Below are 16,806 nucleotides of genomic sequence, written 5' to 3' on the forward strand. Positions count from 1 at the left end.
AAGGAGGGGGATTGGCTGCTGCCGACGGCTTTCCTCGCGAATTCTCATCCGCGTGAGTGTGTCACGATTCCAAATATGTGTCCGCCCAGTTCGAGACCGCCCAGCGCGGGTTGTTGGCGATGTTGCCGACCTTGTCACTGGCGACGCTGATAAAACTCCATTCGGCGACGTTGATCAGCGGCAGGTCGGCCGCGACCTGTTTCTGGAACTCCTTGTAGAGGTCGGTGCGCGCCGTGGTGTCGAGCGTTTCGGAGGCCTTGGTGATCAGGGCGTCGAGCGCGTCATTCTTGTAGCCGCCCTGATTGGAAAACGGCACGCCATCGGGAATGCCGCTCTGCACCAGGATGGTGGTCGAGATCGCCGGGTCGCCGCGGAAAACCGGCGGACCGACCGCAAGGTCGAAGGCGTGGTCGGTATAGACCGCCTTGATGTGGGCGGCCGAGTCGTTGTTGACCAGCTGCGCGTCGATGCCTATTGCCGCGAGCGCCTGGCGCAGGTAGTCGCCGAACTGTTTCGTCTCATTGAAATAGGGGGCAGGCAAGAGCCTGAGCGAGAAGCGGTTGCCGTCGGCGCCTTTCTTATAACCAGCTTCGTCGAGCAGCGCGTTGGCCTTGGCGACGTCGAAGGCATAGATCGGCACGTCGGCGGTGTAGAATTGCGGATCGTTCTTCGGCACCGGGCCGGTGGCCGTGGCGGCGTAGCCGAGGAACACTGTCTTGACGACGAAGTCCTTGTCGATGGCGTGCGCGATGGCCTGGCGCACCTTGAGGTCGGCCAATTCCTTGCGGCGATGGTTGATCTCGACCACGAGCTGGTAGGTCAGACCTTCATAGCCCTTGGTGATGACCTTCAGGCCGGGAACCTTGGAGATGCGGTCGAGATCGGCCAGCGGCACGGCCGAGAAAGCCGCGAGTTGGATTTCCTCGGCCTCCAGCGCGGCGGCGGCCGAGGTACGGTCGGGCAGGACCTGATAGATGATCTCGTCAAGATAGGGCTCGTCCTTGCCCCAGTAGTCGGCGTTCTTCGTCAGCCGGTAGTACTGGCCGGCCTTATACTCGCCGAACTTGAACGGACCCGTACCGATCGGTGCGTTGTTGGCGGGGTTGTCCTCGATCTTGCCGACTTCGTAGATGTGCTTCGGCACCACGCTCGACAGCGCCGGCAAGGCGTTGCGGATCAGCTGGAACGGCGTCGGCTTGGCGAATTTGAACACGGCGGTCAGATCGTCTGGCGTGTCGACCGTGCTGAGGTCCTTGAACACGGTGCGGCCGAGATTCTGCAGCGGCTTCCATATCTGCAGCGCCGAGAAGGCGACGTCGGCCGAGGTGAACGGCTTGCCGTCATGCCATTTGACTCCTTCGCGCAGCTTGAAGGTCGCCGAGAGACCGTCGGCGGCACCTTCCCAGCTCACCGCCAGCCGAGGCGCGAGCCCGTCCTTGCCGTCGAAGGAGGCTTCGGCCAGCGTCTCGACGATCTTGCTGGAGATGAAGAAAACGCCGTTGGAGGCGACGATCGCCGGGTTGAGATTGCGCGGCTCGGAATCGGCGGCAAGCACGAGCCGTCCGCCCTTCTTTGGCGTCTGCGTCCAGCCCAGGGCCGGCATGGCGGTGGTGGCCAGCAGCATTGCCGACCCGGTAAGCATGGTGCGTCTGGAAATGGTGAAACCTGACATGATTGAACTCCGTCCTCTCCTCCACCCGACCGGGCGCGGCCTCGAACGCCGGCGCGCGCATCGGCATCCTTGCGGCGGGATTATGGGCCTTGCCGAGGGTTTCGCCAGAGACGGAATTGGCGCATCCTTGCTTGGCTTTGAAATTTCCGTCCGCTGGACCAGTTTAGCACAAGTCCAGTCAATTCGGTTGGCTGGTAGGACCAGATTTCCGGATATGTGAACAAATGACGCTTTGGTGACCGCCCTGGCGCTGTGTTCGTAAACATTCTGGCTGGACCAGAGCGAGAAAAATGGTGCAGATTTGACCGAGCCGGCGGATCGGGTGCGAAACAGCGCCGATCCCGGGCAATTCAGGGAGAGAGTGATGAACATTGCGCCGGGCAAGAGTGCCGTCAGCAATATCCCGTTCGAGCAGGCCAGGGTCGACCGGCTGATGGAGGAGGCCGGCATCGACGTGCTGCTCGCGACCTCCAAGCACAACACGCAATATCTGCTGGGCGGCTACAAGTTCATCTTCTTCGCCGCCATGGATGCGATCGGCCACAGCCGCTATTTGCCGATCGTGGTCTACGAGAAGGGCGGTCCGGATCATGCTGCCTATATCGGCAATCGCATGGAAGGCGGCGAGCACCAGAACCACCCGTTCTGGACGCCGACGCTGCATGCCGCCTGCTGGGGCACCCTCGACGCCGCCAATCTTGCCGTCGAGCATGTCAGGAAGATCGGCAAAGGCGATGCCCGCATCGGTATCGAGCCCGGTTTCCTGCCGTCGGACGCCTATGCGCTGATCCGCAAGGCATTGCCCGACGCGAAGCTGATCGATGCGACCGACATGCTGGAACGCATGCGAGCCATCAAGACCGACGCGGAGTTGGAGAAGCTGCGCACGGCCTCCGAGCTGATCACCGATTCCATGCTGGCGACCATCGCCTGGGCGCGCGAGGGCACGACCAAGGCCGAGATGATCGAGCAGATCAGGCGCGAAGAGACCAATCGCGGTGCGCATTTCGAATATTGCCTGCTCACGCTGGGCTCCAGCCACAATCGCGCCACCTCCCCGCAAGCGTGGAAGAAGGGCGAGGTGCTGTCGATCGATTCCGGCGGCAATTATCACGGTTATATTGGCGATCTCTGCAGGATGGGCATTTTGGGCGAACCCGATGCCGAGCTCGAGGATCTGCTGGCCGAGGTCGAGACGGTGCAGCAGGCGGCCTTCTCGAAGGTGAAGGCGGGCACGCTTGGCGGTGACATGATTTCTCATGCGGAGAGTGTGCTGAAGACATCCAAGGTCGCGCCCTATACGGATTTCTTCGCCCACGGCATGGGCCTGATCACGCACGAGGCGCCGTTCCTGATGACCAACCACCCAGTGACTTATGAAGGCACCTATGCGGCCAAGCCGCTGGAGAAAAACATGGTGCTGTCGGTGGAGACCACCATGCTTCACCCGACGCGCGGCTTCATCAAGCTGGAGGATACGCTGGCGGTGACCGAGAGCGGGTACGTGATGTTTGGCGATCGGGGCCGGGGATGGAATAGGGGTGGGACGGCCTAATTTTGGAGGCAGGCGCTGCCCCTCATCCGCCCTTCGGGGCGGCGCTGCCTCTAGCAGAATAGATTGATCAACTGCCTGGCGGGATCAGCCTGAAATCCGGCAGTTCGCGCAGGCCCAGTTCCGGCCCGGCCGGCGAATAGACGACGAACAGCTGCATGGGCCCGTCGCCGGTGTTGAGCGTCGAATGGAAGCGGCTTTCCGGCACGTAAATGGTGCAGCCGGGGCCGACCTTCTCCACCACTGGATTGCCCTTCTCATCCTCGACCATCTGCTCGCCATGGCCCGAGATGACGAAGATGATCTCTTCCGCGCCCGGATGGTTGTGGCGGGTATGGCCCTTGCCTGAGGGCAGGTCGACGACGCCGCCGGAAAAGCGGGTCGCGCCGTTTACTTCAGGTGCCACCGTCAAAGACAGTTTTCCCCAGTCGAAGCCGAAGGCGCTGACGTCCTTCGGGTAGACAAACACCTTGCTCCTGTCGGTCATCTCTCTCATCCCTTCTTGTTCTTTGCGGCGGCGCCGAGCGTCACCGCCTTGAAATCCACCGTCTGCCTGGCGATCGCGGCTTCCGCCGGCAGCCGTTCCATCGAGCTCGCGCCATAAAAGCCGTGCAGGCCCTTGGCGTGGGAGAGGATGTAGCGGGCGTCATCGGGCATCGAGATCGGGCCGCCATGGCAAAGCAGGATGACATCCTTGCGCACCGAGCGCGCCGCCTCGGCAATGGCGTCGATGGCAATGACGCAGTCGTCGAGCGACTTGGCCGAGGTGGCGCCGATCGAGCCGCCGGTAGTCACGCCCATATGGGCGACGACGACATCGGCGCCCGCCTTGGTCATGGCGCGTGCTTCTTCGGGGTTGAAGACATAGGGCGTGGTCAGGAGGTCGAGCTTGTGTGCCTCGGCGATCATGTCCACCTCTAGGCCGAAGCCCATGCCGGTCTCTTCGAAACTCTGCCGCATCTGGCCGTCGAACAGGCCGATGGTGGGAAAGTTCTGAACGCCGGAAAAGCCCATCGTCTTCAGTTCCGCCAGCAGCAGCGGCATGATGACGAAGGGATCGGTGCCGTTGACGCCGGCCAGTACCGGCGTCTTCTTGACCACCGGCAGCACCTCATAGGCCATCTCCTTGACGATCTCGTTGGCGTTGCCATAGGCGAGCAGGCCAGCGGCCGAGCCGCGGCCAGCCATGCGGTAGCGGCCGGAATTGTAGATGATGATGAGGTCGATGCCGCCGGCCTCCTCGGCCTTGGCCGACAGGCCGGTGCCGGCGCCGCCACCGACGATCGGCACGCCTTTGTCGATCATTCCCCGGAACTTTTTCAGTATGTCCTTGCGCGGTATGGCTGGCATGTCTGGGTCTCACTGTCTGGCGATGTCGAGAAAGGCCGCGACCGCCGCCTTGGCAAAGTCCGGATCGTTGATGTGCAGCGGCAGGCGGGTGACGCGGCGCGTCGCACCCGGCCTGATGGTGCGCTCGACGGCTTCGAACAGAGCTGCGTCGGCTTCCGGATCGAAGAAGGCGCCGCCTTCGATGTCGAGCGCGGAAACGCCTTTTTCCGGGATCAGGAAATGCACCGGGCCTTCGCAATGGGCGAGCCTTGTGCCGATCCATTCGCCGATCGCGCGGCATTCCCGCGCGGTCGTGCGCATCAGCGTGACGTTCGGATTGTGCTCGTAGAACAGCCGGCCACGATAATGCTCCGGAATGGTCGATGGCGCCCAGAAATTGACCATGTCGAGCGCGCCGACCGAGCCGACATAGGGTAGCTTGGTGCGGGCAATGGCACCGAAACGATCCTGGGTCGCCGGCAGCACGCCGCCGAACAGCAGGTCGCAGACCTCGGTCGTGGTGATGTCGATGACACCCGACAGCAGGCCGCTGTCGGCCAGCTTCTCCATGCTGCGGCCGCCGGTGCCAGTGGCATGGAAGACCATGCAATCATAAGTCGAGCGGAGGTGTTCAGCGATTGCCGTCACGCAAGGCGTGGTGACGCCGAACATGGTGAGGCCGATCGAGGCCTTGCCGTCCGCCGCAGGCGCCGGATTGACCGCCATGCCCGCTATCGCCTGGGCGGCGTTGTGCAGCACGACACGAGACAGCCGGTTGAGGCCGGCCATGTCGGTCACCGATGGCATCATGATGATGTCGGACACGTCCACATAGGGGGCGGTGTCGCCCGAGGCCAGCGTGGAGACCATGAGCTTGGGCAGACCGAGCGGCAGCGCGCGCATGCCCGCTGTGATGATCGAGGTGCCCCCGCCGCCGCCAATGCCGATGATGCCCGATATGTCGTCGCGGGACTGGACAAAGCGCGTGAAGGCCCCAGCCATTGCCGCAACCGATCTGCCGCGGTCGTCGATGCCGAGCACCGCACCGCGGCCATCGGGATGATGGGCGGCGACCTCTTCAGCCGAGACGTCGACCGGCACGGTCGCGCCTCGCGTGCCGACATCGACACGGCAGACGACGGCACCCGTCGCGGCGATCGCATCGGCCAGGAATGCGAGTTCCTCGCCCTTGGTGTCGGCGGTGCCCACCACATGGATGCGCTTCATCCGCGCCTCCCTCTGCTGGTTGGTTCGAAGGTGGTGATGTTCATCAGATGAAAGCTTTGTGCGCCGTAGAGCGTCAACGTGGCCACTCCAGGAAAAGGGCTGCCATTGCAAATTTTTGAGACGCGCGTATCGTATTGGCATGGATGTCTCACGTCAACAACCCGCAACGGACGACAACGCCGGGGAGAGAGCAGAGCGCGGACCGCGGGCGCGGACAAAGCGGCTGATGCTGGAGACGGCCACGCGGCTGATGCAGGCGGGTGGGACGCCTTCGGTCAGCGAGGTGGCGGAGGCAGCCGAGGTCTCCCGGGCCACGGCCTACCGTTACTTCCCCAGCCAGGCAGCCCTGGTGCAGGCCGTCGTCGACGAGGGGCTGGGGCCAATCTTGACCTGGAAGTCCACCGCCGCCGATGCCGAGCGCCGCGTCGCCGAACTGTTCGATACGGCCATGCCCCGCATCGAGGCTTTCGAGGCGACGTTCAAGGCTGCGTTGAAGCTGTCGCTCGATCAATGGGCGCGGCGCCAGGCGGGCACGCTGGGCGGAGAGCCGGCCTTCACGCGCGGCCATCGCGTCGAATTGCTGAAGGAGGCGCTGACGCCGCTCAAGGGCCGCTTGCCGCCGCGCGACTTCAAGCGGCTGGCGCAGGCTCTGTCGCTGATCTTCGGCGTGGAGGTGCTGATCGTGCTCAAGGATATATGGGGGCTGGACAGCCGCCGGATGATGTCGGTGGCGCAATGGGCGGCGAGTGCGCTGGTGCGCACGGCAATCGCGGAGTCGGCTTATGGTGGTGATGAGTCCGCTTCAGGAGCGGCGAAATAGCCCCAATCTGGTTCGACCAGATTTGCCTGCATACCGCTGATCCTAGCCCAAAATGCGATCATAGGGCAAGGTCAATGTATATCATTGAGTAGGAAAATCATGGGAAAACAGGCAGATAAAGCTTTAATTCGACAGTAACGGCCCATGCCGGCTTTCAAGAAAGGGCTTGACGTCGCCGCAGGATTGGTAATACCAGATCAAGGAAGATAAGCGGATCGAAAGTGAGGGCTGCGATCCATTTCCGGACAGAGCGAGGAGGCTCCGAATTCGGAAAAGCGCGACCACGGGAGGAACTACCAGGGCCGGCTCCGTCGCTGGCTCGTACGACAAGGTAGAATGCGCACAAGGGAGGAAATCATTATGCGCAAGTTAGTGACCAGCATGCTTGCTGGTATCGGCTTAACGCTTGCCTGCGGAACGTCCGTCTACGCGCAGGAAAAGTCGCTCACCATCTTCTGGGCGGAATGGGATCCGGCCAATTACCTGCAGGAACTCGGCAACGAGTACGAGAAGGAAACCGGCGTCAAGATCACGGTGGAGACCACGCCCTGGTCCGACTTCCAGACCAAGGCCTTTACCGAGTTCAACGCCCATGGCGACGCCTATGACCTGGTCGTCGGCGACTCGCAGTGGCTCGGCGCCGGCTCGACCGGCGGCCACTACGTCGACCTGACCGACTTCTTCAAGAAGCATGATCTCGGCAACGTCATGGCACCGGCGACGGTGAAATATTATGCCGAGTATCCCGGCAACAGCGGCAAATACTGGGCGATCCCGCTTGAGGGCGACGCCGTCGGCTGGTCCTATCGCAAGGATTGGTTCGAGGATCCCAAGGAAAAGGAAGCCTTCAAAGCCAAATACGGCTACGACCTCGACGTGCCGAAGGATTTCAAGGCGCTGCGCGACATCGCCGAGTTCTTCCACCGGCCGGATCAGAAGAGATACGGCATCGCCATCTACACCGACAATTCCTACGACGCGATGGCGATGGGCTTTGAGAACGCGCTGTTCTCCTATGGCGGTGAGCTGGGCGATTACACGACCTACAAGGTCGACGGTCACATCAACTCCGACAAGGCGGTGGCCGCGCTCGATGCTTACAAGGAGCTCTACAAGTTCACGCCTCCGGGCTGGGCCAAATCGTTCTTCGTCGAGGACAACCAGGCAATCACGGAAAACCTGGCCGCGATGAGCATGAACTTCTTCGCGTTCTTCCCCTCGCTGATCAACGAAGCGTCGAACCCGAATGCCAAGAACACCGGCTTCTTCGCCAACCCTCCCGGCCCAAATGGCGACCAGTTCGCCGCACTCGGCGGGCAAGGCATCTCCGTCATCTCGTACTCGAAGAAGCAGGACGAGGCGATGAAGTTCCTCGAATGGTTCATCAAGGACGAGACCCAGAAGAAGTGGGCGGCCCTTGGCGGCTATACCTGCAGCCAGGCGGTGCTCAAGTCGCCTGAGTTCCAGAACGCCACGCCCTACAACAAGGCCTTCTACGAGACCATGTTCAAGGTGAAGGATTTCTGGGCAGTGCCGGAATACGCAGAACTGCTGCAGCAGCTCAACCAGCGCGTCTACCCCTACATGATCGGCGGCAGCGGCACCGCCAAGGAAACGCTGGACGCATTGGCTGGAGACTGGAACGCGACCTTCAAGAAATACGGCCGCGTCCAATAATCCTTCATGTCCCGCGGAGGGGGCGGTGTCGCCTCCTCCGTTTCTTTTTCTTGAACCGGGAGCAGGGTCTTGGCGACCACGATGATCACCACCCTCGACAGATCCTCGCGCGCCGCGGCACGCGGCCTAAGCGATATCTCCATCCGCAATCTCTTCATCATCCCGACGGTTCTGTTCCTGATCGTCTTCAACATTTTTCCGCTGATCTATTCGCTCGGCTATTCCTTCACCGACTTCCGCGCGTCGACCAATGCGCCGGCGAATTTCGTCGGGCTGCAGAATTATCGCGACCTGCTCAACGACCCCTATGTCTGGTCGAACTTCGCCATCACGGCGAAATACGTGATTGTCTCGGTCGTCGGACAGCTGCTTGTCGGCTTCGGCGTGGCGATGCTGCTCAACCGGGACATTCCGCTCAAGGGTCTTATCACCACGCTGCTGCTGCTGCCGATGATGCTGTCGATGGCGGTGGTCGGGCTGTTCTGGAAACTGCTTTACGATCCGTCATGGGGGGTTATCAACTATGCGCTCGGGCTCGGCAATTTCGAGTGGCTGGCCGACCCCAAGATGGCGCTCTACGCCGTTGCGTTGACCGACATCTGGATGTGGTCGCCCTTCGTCATGCTGCTGTCGCTGGCCGGGCTGTCGGCGGTGCCGAAGCATCTCTATGAGGCCGCCGCGATCGACCGCGCCGGGCCGTTCTACACCTTCTTCCGCATCACCCTGCCGCTGGTCGCGCCGATCCTGATGATCGCCGTCATCTTCCGCACCATGGAAGCCTTCAAGACCTTCGATCTCGCCTACATCCTGACCAGCCAACCGACGGCGGAGCTGATCTCGATCCGGCTCTACAAGATGGCGTTCCAGGAATGGCAGACCGGGCGCTCCTGTGCGATGGCCTACATCGTGCTGATCATGGTGCTGGCGATCACCAACATCTACGTCAAATATCTCAACAAGGTGAAGGAGCGCTGAGATGGCCGCCGTCCGCACTTCTTCCGAAATCACCTTCAACCGCGTCGCCATAGTCGCCGTGCTGCTGGTGACGATCATCTTCCTGGCGCCGATCTACTGGATCGCCTCGACAGCGTTCAAGCCGCGCAATCTTGCCACTACGATTCCGCCGACCGTTGTCTTCCAGCCGGAGATATCGCCGTTCGTGAAGCTGTTCACCAAGCGCTCTCAATTGCGCAGTCCGCCGTCGCCGGAAGAGTACGCGGCGGCCCCATGGTGGGAGCGCGTCGTCTTCGACGGTGGCGAAAAGATCGTGCGCGACGGCAAGGGCCAGGTGCAGTGGTCGGGCTATCCGAGCCGCTTCCTGAACTCGCTGATCATCGCCATCACCTCGACGGTGCTGGCCGTCGGCATGGGCACGTTCACCGCCTATGGCTTCTCGCGCTTCAGGGTGAAGGGGGAGGCGGACCTGCTCTTTTTCATCCTGTCGACACGCATGCTGCCACCGGTGGTGGTCGCGATCCCGATGTTCCTGATGTACCGCGCGGTCGGCCTCAACGATACCCACGTCGGGCTGATCATTCTCTACACCGCCTTCAACCTGTCCTTCTCGGTGTGGCTGATGAAGGGTTTCATGGATGAAATCCCGAAGGAATATGAGGAGGCGGCACTGGTCGACGGCTACACACGCATGGAAGCCTTCTTCAAGATCGTGCTGCCGGAGGCCGCCACCGGCATCGCCGCCACCGCTGTCTTCTGCTTCATCACGGCGTGGAACGAATACGCCTTCGCGCTGATCATGACCAACCGCCGCGCCCAGACGGCGCCGCCCTTCATCCCGAGCCAGGTCGGCTCGGGCCTGCCGGACTGGACTGTGATCGCCGCCGGCACCTTCCTGTTCCTGCTGCCGGTCGCCATCTTCACCTTCCTGCTCCGCAACCATCTGTTGCGCGGCATGTCCTTCGGAGCGATCCGCAAATGAGCTTTCGCGCCATCAATCAGAAATATCTGGAACCGGGTTCGCAGATCCTCATGGTGCTCGGCATCGTGGCCCTCTGCCAGCCCTGGAACATGACCCTGCACACCTACGGCCTGACCATCATCCTGATCGGGCTGATCGGCTTCAACATCACCTCGAAGATCGCACCCGAGGAACAGGCCGGCACCGGTCATGCCGGGGACGCGCGAAATCCGGGAGCACAGCATTGACCCAGATCGAGCTTCGCGGCGTCCAGAAATTCTTTGGTGCCGTCCAGGTCATCAAGGATCTCAACCTCAAGATCGCGGACAATGAGTTCATCGTCCTGCTCGGCCAGTCCGGTTGCGGCAAGACGACGACGTTGCGCGCCATCGCCGGACTGGAAACCATCGACGAGGGCGACATCCTCATCGACGGCAAGCCGGTCCAGCATCTGAAGGCAGCCGACCGCGACATCGCCATGGTGTTCCAGTCATTCTCGCTCTACCCGCATATGAGCGTCTACGAGAACATCGCCTTTCCGTTGCGCGCCACGCGCAAGAGCAAAAGCGAGATCGACCAGGAAGTGCGCTCGGTCGCCAAGACGCTGCAGATAACGGATCTGCTGGCGAAGAAGCCGTCGGCGCTTTCGGGCGGCGACATGCAGCGCGTTGCGATCGGCCGGGCGCTGGTGCGGCGGCCGAAGGCGATGCTGATGGATGAGCCGATCGGCGCGCTCGACGCCAAATTGCGCGAGGAGATGCGGGCCGAGATCAAGCGGCTGCATATCAAGCAGGGCTCGACCACCATCTATGTCACGCACGACCAGATCGAGGCGATGAGCCTCGCCGACCGTATCGTCATCATGCATGAGGGCGTGCTGCAGCAGGTGGGAACGCCCGACGAGGTCTATTCGCGGCCGGCCAATCTGTTCGTGGCCCAATTCGTCGGCAGTCCGGTGATGAATGTCGCCGACGCGGCGGTTGCCGAAACAACGTCATCGGCCTCGGTCACCGTTGGTGGCGCGGCTTCCGGCTTCGAGTTTCCGCGGGCGCTGCTGTCGAAACTCAACGGCCACGCTAGCGGCCAACTCGCACTTGGCATCCGGCCGGAAGGCGTCCTCATTCGTCGTGACGCGGCCGATGGCTTCATGGCCGTCGAGACGCAGATCGTCGAACCGCTCGGCTCCTTCGACATCGTCGACCTCAAGGTTGGCTCGAAAATGCTGCGGGCCCGCACCAAGAGCGGCTTCGTTGCCGGACCGGGCGAGAAGGTGTTTGCCCGAATCGATCCGACCCAGGCGCATTTCTTCGACAAGGCAAGCGGCAAGTCGCTTGAGGTGAGGCTCTGATGGCCCATATCCAGCTCAAGAACATCTCCAAGACTTTCGGCAACCACACGGCCTTGACCGGGCTCGACCTCGACATCGCCGATGGCGAATTCTTTGTCCTGCTCGGCGAGACGGGCGCCGGCAAGACGACGACGCTGCGGCTGATCGCCGGCCTGGAGAAGCCGAGCGAGGGGCAGGTCTTCATCGACGGCGTCGACGTCGCCGACTGGGGTGCGGCCGAGCGCGACGTGGCGCTGGTGCTGCAGCAATATTCGCTCTACCCGCGCTACACGGTGCGCGAAAACCTCGAATTTCCGCTGAAGCCGAAGATCCGCCGGCTGCCGGATGCCGAGATCAAGGACCGCGTCGACCGCGCCGCCCGCACGCTGCGGATCGAGCATCTGCTCGATCGCAAGACCGACCGCCTGTCCGGCGGCGAGATGCAGCGCGTCTCCATCGGCCGTGCCATCGTGCGCAAGCCGCGCGTGTTCCTGATGGACGAGCCGCTGTCGGCGCTCGACGCCAAATTGCGCGAGGCGCTCCGCACCGAATTGAAGAACCTGCAGATACAGCTTGGCGCCACCTTCCTGTTCGTGACCCACGACCAGATCGAGGCGATGTCGATGGGCGACAAGGTCGGCGTGCTCAACCATGGCCGCATCATCCAGACCGGCACGCCGCACGAGATCTACAACAATCCGCGCGACACCTATGTGGCGAGCTTCGTCGGCTCGCCGCCGATGAACCTCATCGACGGCAGGCTGGTTAACGGCCGCGCGGTGATGGCGCCATTGAATTTCGAACTGCCCTTCGCGGGGGCGGCCAAGATTTTTACGGGGGCTGGGGCGAGTGCGGCGACCGACGGTCGCCCGCTCGTCTTCGGCATTCGTCCGGAGGATGTCTATCTGGAAAGCGGCGCACCGGTCGAGGCGCGTGTCCACGACGTCGAGAACCATGGCGTGGAAAAGATCCTGACGCTGCGGGTCGGCGATACAACGCTTCGCGCCACGGTGCCGGCCAGGACCGATGTCGCGATCGAGCAACCGGTGCGCTTTGCCTGGAATCCTGACAAGGTGGTGCTGTTCGACAAGGGCAGTGGTGTCAGCCTGCGGCACGCGTCATAGGGCGCGGCTATTTCGGCAGGTAGGTCTCGTAAGGCGTGTCGTTGATCAGCAGGATCACGCATTCCGTCTCCGAGAGGCAGGCGTCGTCATGCATCTCATTGGCTTTCTGGGTCCAGTAGGATCAAGGTGGCAGTTCGCCCTTGGTCGCTTCACCGCCAGTTGCCGGGACTTTCAGCAAGGTTCCGGCAGCGCCTTTGGCCCTTTCGCCCCACAGTGATCCCAAGCGTGCCGCTAGAGCTGCAGAGCTGGCTGGTGCGGGCAGCGCCCGACCAGGCTGAAAGCGCCGGTGGCCTGATGGTGGCGACCTTCCAGGGAGCGATTGCGATGGGCGCCGTCTTCGCTGGTGTCCTCGGCAAAAGGATGGATGCCGCAGGTTCGACAGAAGCGGTGCGCTATCTTCGTTTCGCCGAATGTGTAGCGGCCGAGGTCATCGCCCCAGGCGACGAGCGTAAGCTTGTCGTGTGGCACGGCCCATAGCAGCGCACCCTTGCGGGCGCAGATCGAGCAATTGCAGCGCACGACGCTCTCAAGTTCCCCCTCCACCTCGAACGCAACCTTGCCGCAATGGCAGCTGCCTTTGTACAGCATCAGTATCTTCCTGTCGCTGGCAGGTGCAAAGGCACGCTGGCCGGGTTATCCCTTCGGCAGTCCCCACGGCTGCTTGCCTTCAAGACGTTCCATCCTGGCGGAGTCCGACACCAACATGCAACCAATCCGCGACCGCCTCGAAATCATCCTGTCACGTCTTGCCAATCGTGTGGCCGACGAGAAGGTCTTCACGAAGCTCTATGCCGAAGCGGCGCGGGTCGCGGCTGACGCCAGCGATGCCCGCAAAAGAGTGGGCGTGACACTCGGCCCGCTCGACGGCACCATTGTCTCGATCAAGGACCTGTTCGATGTCGCCGGCGAGCCGACCACGGCCGGGTCGCTGATGCGCGAGGCCGCCGCGCCGGCACAGCGCGACGCCGCCATCGTCAGCCGGCTTCGGCAAGCCGGTGCGGTCGTCATCGGCAAGACCAACATGACCGAGTTCGCCTTCACCGCGATCGGCGACAACATGCATTACGGCACGCCAGGCAACGCCGTTGATGCCAGCCGCATTCCAGGCGGGTCGTCCTCGGGCGCCGGCGTGTCCGTGGGCGAGGGGACGAGCGACATCTCGATCGGCTCCGACACCGGCGGCTCGATCCGCATTCCGGCGGCGCTCAACGGCGTCGTCGGTTTCAAGCCGACTGCACGGCGCGTCCCGCTCTCTGGCGCCTTTCCGCTTTCGGGCACTTTGGACTCGGTCGGACCGCTTGCCCGAACCGTCTCGATATGCGCCGCCGCCGACGCGGTGATGGCCGGCGAAGCGCCGAAGGAGTTGGTGGCCATTCCACTCGCCGGGCTTCGCATCGGCATTCCGCGCGGCGTTCTTTTCGGCGACACGGAAGGCGAGGTTGGATCCGCCTTCGAGTATTGTCTTGGCAAGATCGAACAGGCTGGCGCACACATTACGGATCTGTCGATCGACGACATGATCGCGGATCTGCGCGCGGCCACCAAGCGCGGTTCGATCGCGGCGATGGAGGGCGCGGAAGTGCATGCCGACTGGCTGGCGACAGGCGCATCCGTGCCGGTCGACCCGCATGTCAGCGGGCCATTGTCGCGGGCGGCGCTGCTGCCGACGCCGGTCTATATCAGGGCGCTCCGCCGCCGTACCGCGCTGGCCGCCGCCATGGATGAGCGGCTGGCATCGGTTGACGTGCTGGCGTTGCCAGCCACACCGGTGACGGCGCCGGCCATCGCTTCCATGGCCGAGGATGCCGAGTTGCGTGACCGCACCGAAGGCCTGCTGCTGCGCAACACCCAGGTCGCCAACCAGTTCGACCTTTGTGCGATCTCGTTGCCGATGCCGGGGCCATCGCTGCCAATGGGGCTGATGCTCGTGGCGCGCAATGGCCATGACCGGCATCTGCTGCGGATCGCCGTGTCGGTGGAGAGGCTGCTGGGGCGGCAGTGAGTCGCGGATGACGGATCAGTGCGATGAACAGTGCTTGCGTTCGCCGTCCTTGGCGGTGCGCACGATGCGGGTCGCGACCAGCCAAGGCAGGCTGTATTCCTTGCCGGTGAAGGTCTGGATGCGGTGCTCGATCGAGCCCCTGAGCACGATCTTTCCGCTATAAAGCACGTCGGACTGGGCCGTTATCGCCTCGTCGGCCTGCGGCAATCCGCTGGTGTCGATCGACACGCCCTTGGTGATGGTGCCGGTGGCAAGGTCGAGCGCGCTGTTCGACGGGCAGGGCGCCTTGAAGCAGCGTAGTCCGTTGTCGCAATAGACATAGCTGCTGTCGGCCGCTGCGAATGCCGGCAAGGTGCAGATGGACGAAGTTGCGACAATCAGAACTGCAAGGCGAAGACCGGACATGGCTCGCAACGTCGCGGAGAATTGGGGGCGAAACCGCGATGCTATATCTGCGCCGGAAAGCGACGCCGGTAGTGATCGACCACTTCGGGATTGCGCAGATTGATCGGCAGTTTGCCCGCCAGCACCAGCAAGGCTTCACCAGCCGCGCCGACACCCATGCGCATCATCGATTCCTCGGTAATCCCCGCCATATGCGGGGTGACGATGACGTTGTCGAAGCCGAAATAGGGATGGTTTGGCGGCAGCGGCTGCGTCGAGAACACGTCGAGCGCGGCGCCGCCGATGCGACGCTCCCGCAAGGCCTCGATCAGCGCGTCGTCATCGACGACCGGCCCGCGCGACACGTTGATCAGCAGTGCGTTGGGTTTCATGCGGGCGATGCGTTCGCGCCTGATCAGGCCTCGCGTTTCCGGCGTCAGCGGACAGCAGAGCACGATGATGTCGCTCTGCTCGACCAGCGCGTCGATCGACAGGAAGCCGACCTTTTCCGGCGCCGGCTGCATGCTGCGTGTCGTTGCCACCACTTTGAGGTCGAAGCCGTGTGCGGCGATGTGGCCGACCGCCTGCCCGACGGCGCCGAGACCAACGATGCCGATGGTCTTGCCGGCGAGTTCGATATTGGCATTGGCATGCTCGCGTCCGGCCAGCCAGCCCTTGGCGCGCAGGTCGCGGTCGACCCGGCGGAACTGCCGCAGCAGTGCAAGCGCGGTGAACATGACATGCTCGGCCACCGAGCGGGCATTGACCGCCGGCACGTTGGCCACGAGCACGCCGGCCGCCGCGGCCGCTTCCATCGGGATCATGTCGAGCCCGGCGCCATGGCGGATCGCGGCCCTCAGCTTCCATGCACCCTCGAACAGCGCCGGCGGCAGCGGCGCCCGCACGATGACGATGTCGGCATCCTTGGCCTCCCCCGCCAATGTGCCGGGGTCGAGTGCCGAAGCGATGACCAGCTGGCCGGCGCCGGCCAGCTTGGCCGTGGCGCGCGGGTGCAGCGGATGCGTCGACAGGATCTTTGGCACGGTCTGGGTCACGGTCAGGCCTTTTCGAGTGCCGCGCCCGCGGGCGAAGCCGCCATGCCGCCCTCGATCAGGCCCTTCCAGTAGCTTTCCGCGCCCTGCAGATGGGCGCTCATGAGCGCCTGGGCGAGATTGCCGTCGCGGCGCAGCAGCGCCTCGTAGATCTGCACGTGCTCGGCATGCGAGCGCACGCTGCGTTCAGGATCGTTGAAATAGATCGGCAGGCGCTGCTCGCCCATCAGATAGTAGACGCTGCAGATGTTGTGGAAGACGCTGTTCTTGGTGGCGCGCACGATCTCGAGGTGAAACTCGCGGTCTTCCTTGGCCAGACCTTCGCCAGCGGCGATGCGGTCTTCCGAGGCTTTGAGGATTTCGCGCAGGCGCTCGAAATTCTCCTCGGTGGCGCGCGAGCAGGCAAGCTCGGCGGCCTTGATCTCATGGATCTTGCGCAACTCGACCGTTTCATAGATCTGCAAGGGATCGAGCGGCAGGCCGGCACGTGCGAACAGCGCCAGCGCCTCGACGCTGGCCTGCTTGGTGTCGATGTAGATGCCGGACTTGGCGCGGCGCTCGACGATGCGCATGGCCTCGAGGATGGCGAGCGCTTCGCGGATCTGGCCACGGCTGACGCCGAAATGCTCGGCCAGCTCGCGTTCCGACGGCGTGCGGCCGCTCTCCTTGTCCGAGTGGGAGAACAGATAGGCGGCGAGTTCCGCGAGAAGGTTCTTTTCTTTCAT

Annotated in this window: 17 protein-coding genes; 9 read left to right on the forward strand and 8 right to left on the reverse strand. The window is 63.1% G+C overall.

What is annotated here, in order from left to right; translation table 11 throughout:
• Positions 1-61: 61 nt before the first annotated feature.
• Complete coding sequence (locus LB557_RS19430) at positions 62-1,672, reverse strand: ABC transporter substrate-binding protein (protein ID WP_224644127.1); 1,611 nt, start codon at positions 1,670-1,672, stop codon at positions 62-64.
• 364 nt (positions 1,673-2,036) lie between these two features.
• Between LB557_RS19430 and LB557_RS19435 the strand changes: the two genes are divergently transcribed.
• On the forward strand, positions 2,037-3,227 hold the full coding sequence (locus LB557_RS19435) for a M24 family metallopeptidase (protein ID WP_015315626.1): 1,191 nt from the start codon (positions 2,037-2,039) through the stop codon (positions 3,225-3,227).
• Between the two features lie 67 nt (positions 3,228-3,294).
• Here LB557_RS19435 and LB557_RS19440 read toward each other — a convergent pair whose 3' ends face one another.
• Genes LB557_RS19440 through LB557_RS19450 form a run of 3 tightly spaced genes read right to left on the reverse strand, consistent with a single transcriptional unit; the run spans position 3,295 to position 5,780 of the window.
• Positions 3,295-3,711 (reverse strand): cupin domain-containing protein, encoded by a 417-nt coding sequence (locus LB557_RS19440; RefSeq protein ID WP_140661659.1) that lies wholly within the window; start codon positions 3,709-3,711, stop codon positions 3,295-3,297.
• Positions 3,712-3,716: 5 nt separating this feature from the next.
• Positions 3,717-4,574, reverse strand: coding sequence for a phosphoenolpyruvate hydrolase family protein (locus tag LB557_RS19445; RefSeq protein ID WP_140661660.1), 858 nt, complete (start codon positions 4,572-4,574; stop codon positions 3,717-3,719).
• A gap of 9 nt (positions 4,575-4,583) precedes the next feature.
• Entirely contained in the window at positions 4,584-5,780 is a 1,197-nt protein-coding gene (locus LB557_RS19450) for a Tm-1-like ATP-binding domain-containing protein (protein WP_015315629.1), read from the reverse strand.
• 139 nt (positions 5,781-5,919) lie between these two features.
• Here LB557_RS19450 and LB557_RS19455 point away from each other — a divergent pair, with 139 nt between their 5' ends.
• The 7 genes from LB557_RS19455 to LB557_RS19485 all read left to right on the forward strand — a co-directional run bounded on the left by LB557_RS19455 (position 5,920) and on the right by LB557_RS19485 (position 12,643).
• Positions 5,920-6,600: a TetR/AcrR family transcriptional regulator gene (locus LB557_RS19455; protein WP_140618973.1), complete on the forward strand. Its 681-nt coding sequence runs from the start codon at positions 5,920-5,922 to the stop codon at positions 6,598-6,600.
• 360 nt (positions 6,601-6,960) lie between these two features.
• Entirely contained in the window at positions 6,961-8,277 is a 1,317-nt protein-coding gene (locus tag LB557_RS19460; RefSeq protein ID WP_015315631.1) for an ABC transporter substrate-binding protein, read from the forward strand.
• Positions 8,278-8,346: 69 nt separating this feature from the next.
• Positions 8,347-9,252 carry a carbohydrate ABC transporter permease gene (locus LB557_RS19465; RefSeq protein WP_015315632.1) on the forward strand — a complete coding sequence of 302 codons (906 nt, stop codon included), beginning with the start codon at positions 8,347-8,349 and terminating at the stop codon, positions 9,250-9,252.
• 1 nt (position 9,253) lies between these two features.
• Entirely contained in the window at positions 9,254-10,213 is a 960-nt protein-coding gene (locus LB557_RS19470) for a carbohydrate ABC transporter permease (RefSeq protein ID WP_140618971.1), read from the forward strand.
• The gene (locus LB557_RS19475; protein ID WP_015315634.1) at positions 10,210-10,440 is read left to right on the forward strand and encodes a hypothetical protein; all 231 of its coding nucleotides are present in this window, start codon (positions 10,210-10,212) and stop codon (positions 10,438-10,440) included. Before LB557_RS19470 ends, LB557_RS19475 begins: the two co-directional genes overlap by 4 nt.
• Positions 10,437-11,540, forward strand: coding sequence for an ABC transporter ATP-binding protein (locus tag LB557_RS19480; protein WP_140618969.1), 1,104 nt, complete (start codon positions 10,437-10,439; stop codon positions 11,538-11,540). The genes LB557_RS19475 and LB557_RS19480 overlap by 4 nt, the downstream gene beginning before the upstream one ends.
• Positions 11,540-12,643 carry an ABC transporter ATP-binding protein gene (locus tag LB557_RS19485; protein ID WP_015315636.1) on the forward strand — a complete coding sequence of 368 codons (1,104 nt, stop codon included), beginning with the start codon at positions 11,540-11,542 and terminating at the stop codon, positions 12,641-12,643. Before LB557_RS19480 ends, LB557_RS19485 begins: the two co-directional genes overlap by 1 nt.
• Before the next feature lie 231 nt (positions 12,644-12,874).
• Here the strand turns inward: LB557_RS19485 and LB557_RS19495 are convergent, their stop codons facing one another.
• Positions 12,875-13,231 (reverse strand): GFA family protein, encoded by a 357-nt coding sequence (locus LB557_RS19495; protein WP_224642533.1) that lies wholly within the window; start codon positions 13,229-13,231, stop codon positions 12,875-12,877.
• A 115-nt stretch (positions 13,232-13,346) separates the two neighbouring features.
• Here LB557_RS19495 and LB557_RS19500 point away from each other — a divergent pair, with 115 nt between their 5' ends.
• Positions 13,347-14,645 (forward strand): amidase, encoded by a 1,299-nt coding sequence (locus LB557_RS19500; RefSeq protein WP_140661849.1) that lies wholly within the window; start codon positions 13,347-13,349, stop codon positions 14,643-14,645.
• A 15-nt stretch (positions 14,646-14,660) separates the two neighbouring features.
• Here LB557_RS19500 and LB557_RS19505 read toward each other — a convergent pair whose 3' ends face one another.
• From LB557_RS19505 to LB557_RS19515, 3 genes are read right to left on the reverse strand one after another with little or no spacing between them, the layout of a single operon-like run.
• The gene (locus LB557_RS19505) at positions 14,661-15,050 is read right to left on the reverse strand and encodes a hypothetical protein (RefSeq protein ID WP_140661664.1); all 390 of its coding nucleotides are present in this window, start codon (positions 15,048-15,050) and stop codon (positions 14,661-14,663) included.
• A gap of 41 nt (positions 15,051-15,091) precedes the next feature.
• Positions 15,092-16,072: a hydroxyacid dehydrogenase gene (locus LB557_RS19510; RefSeq protein WP_224642537.1), complete on the reverse strand. Its 981-nt coding sequence runs from the start codon at positions 16,070-16,072 to the stop codon at positions 15,092-15,094.
• A 14-nt stretch (positions 16,073-16,086) separates the two neighbouring features.
• Entirely contained in the window at positions 16,087-16,806 is a 720-nt protein-coding gene (locus tag LB557_RS19515) for a FadR/GntR family transcriptional regulator (protein ID WP_015315641.1), read from the reverse strand.

This window comes from Mesorhizobium sp. BR115XR7A (assembly GCF_020165315.1).
Lineage (GTDB): Bacteria > Pseudomonadota > Alphaproteobacteria > Rhizobiales > Rhizobiaceae > Mesorhizobium > Mesorhizobium australicum.